This is a genomic window from Moraxella nonliquefaciens, from assembly GCF_001679005.1.
Classification (GTDB): Bacteria; Pseudomonadota; Gammaproteobacteria; order Pseudomonadales; family Moraxellaceae; genus Moraxella; species Moraxella nonliquefaciens.
The window spans coordinates 1-2,534 of record NZ_LXTW01000011.1; the positions used below are offsets into that span (position 1 = coordinate 1).

General features: G+C 41.8%; 1 protein-coding gene. It reads right to left on the reverse strand.

Annotated elements, in window-relative coordinates; all coding sequences use genetic code 11:
• The coding region (locus A7456_RS04165; RefSeq protein WP_082995437.1) for an RHS repeat domain-containing protein at positions 1–2,534 on the reverse strand (2,534 nt) is incomplete at both ends.

The following is a 2,534-nucleotide window of genomic DNA, read 5'->3' on the forward strand; positions in this document are numbered from 1 at the left end:
TGTCAAATACCTACCCACCTTAGGATTATAGTATCTATGATAATTATAATGATACCCTGTCTCTTGGTCAAAGTATTGTCCTGCAAATCTTAGGTTGAATTGGAAGTTGTCTTTGCTTTGAATGGATTTGGTCTCCCCAAAGGTGTCTAAATCTATTTGCCAAACCGTTTCTTGGTTTTTATTGGTAATGGCTTTTGGTGTGCCTAGATGGTCGGTGTGGATTGAGTAAACCTTGGTCTCGTTTAATTTACCTTTTTCATCATACCCATAATCTAAAACAGCCACAGGCATTATATCTAAATAAACATACCTTCTGATGACTTTATCATCTTTAATTTCAGCAGAGAGTAAGCCCTTATCCCAAAGATACTGTGTTGTTTCTTCTTTTGTTTGGTTTGCTTGGTTGTCTTTTTGGTAAATGGTTTTTGAGATTCTTTGTCTTAGATGATTGTACTGATAAGTAGCGATTAGCTTATCATTGTCCTTGATAGACTTGATTTGTCCATCAGGGGTGTAGGTTAAGGCTCTTTGGCTGATGATGTCGTCTTTGTGGTCTTTGGTGGTTATCATTACAGGGTTTCCTAGGTTGTCGTAGGTGTAATGGGTGGTTTTGATGATGTTGTTTTGGTTATCTTTGATAGTAATGGTGCTTAGTCTATCAGAATTTGGTTCATAAGTGTAGTGGGTGTGATGATGTTTGGTGCGATTGCCGTTACTATCATAAGTGTAGGCACTCGTCAGCTCATCAATATTTATGATATTGCCGTTGGTGTCAATGCTTACGATTTGACTAAGATTGTTTGGGTTGTTTGAATTTATGCCATAACTTAGCTTGGTGCTTGTGGTGTGGTCGTGTTTTTGGCTTAGTCTGTCTTTATGGTCATAGACATTAACTTGGTTTGTGTGGTTGGTATAGGTAAAGGAGACAAGTCCTTGGGTGGAGCTTGCTTTGATGTTGGTAAGTAAGGGATTTTGGTTTTTATTACCCATCAAAGAGCGTGCAAGTGTCTGCCAAACGCTTGTGTTTGGCAGTTGATAGTCAATACTTGTGGTTTGGCTGTGCTTGTCGTAGTGGTGTATTAGTGTAATGCCCTCTGGCAGATGGGTGTGGGTGATTCTGCCTAAGCTGTCGTATTGATAGGCGGTGGTGTGGGTGGTTGTGGTCAATGACACTTCGGTTTTAATCACATTGCCCTTATCATCATAGACATAAGTGGTGTTTTGATGTTGGTCGTTGATGTGGGTGGGACGGTATTTGTTGTCGTAGTGATAGCTGACCGTTTGACAGTCTTGGGCTTGGTTTGACTGCTCAGTCTTGCTTGTGTTTGTTTTTTGAGTTTGACAAGTTTGTCTCTTGGTTGGCATTGCTAAGTCATTATAAGTAATGGCTGTGGTGGTGTTTTCATCTTGGATAAGGGTTGGCAGATGATGGGCGTTGTGGCTTAGGCTGTGCGTGCCTGTGTTGGCATCGGTATGGCTTGTTAGCCTACCAAAGTCGTCATATTGGCGAGTGTAGCTACTGCCTTGTGGTAGGGTTAGAGTGTCTAGTCTGCCAAAGACATCTAGGCTTAAAATGATGGGGTTTGTATTATTGTGTTTGGCATTTGTGCCTGCTTGGTCTTTGGATTGTGAATGGGTGCTTGGTTGTTGGACAAAAACAAGGCTTGTGGCATTGGCAATGCCAGCTTTTTGACCATCAGTCCTATCATCATTTGTGTTTAGGTTTGTTTTTTCTTGATTGGCACTGATACCTGTACTGGTCTTTTCATCAAGCAGGTTTTGTTCGCCATCATAGCTTTGTATGACACTGTTGCCATCATCAAAGGTGTAGGTAATGGTGTGAGTGGTAGTGCTTTGCTGGTTGTCATTATCATCACTGACAGCATCATAACTCACTTTAACACTTTGATTTAAGTGGTTGCGATAGGCAATGGGTCTGTTTTGGTTATCATAGTCAATTTGGACAAATTCGCTGTTTGTGTTGTTGGTGTTGTTGCTACTGTTTCTTTTGATGTGCGTGATAAGCCCTTGTTGGTTGTAGATATAATGGGTGTCAATGCCTTGAATGCTGGTGTGTTTGGTCAGCTGTTTGCCGTGTGGGCTGTTTTGATAGACAAAGTGTTCGCTTGCCTGTTTGTCTTTGCCGTGATGAATGGCGATAAGATTGCCCTGTTGGTCGTAGTCATAATACTCACTATGCACCAAGTCATCTTGACTGCTTTTTATGGTTTTGCCAATTAGGCGTTTTTGGTTATCTTGTATGGCGTAGGTAAACTTGGTCAGATAAGTTTGCAGACCGTCAGTTTGGCTGTTTTGTGTATTGGGTGTGGTGGTTTGATTGCCCTGTTTGGGCGTGATTGGCACATACCCCATTTGAGTCATCGTGACAACATCGCCATCGTCATCATAACCAAACTCTGTGATGGCTTCTTTGCCCTTAACCACACTTGGGCGGATAAGTTTGGTGGGTTTGGTTGGGTGCTTTGGGTTTTGGTATTCAAAACGCTGATAAAGCACAAGATTTGGTGTGTTTG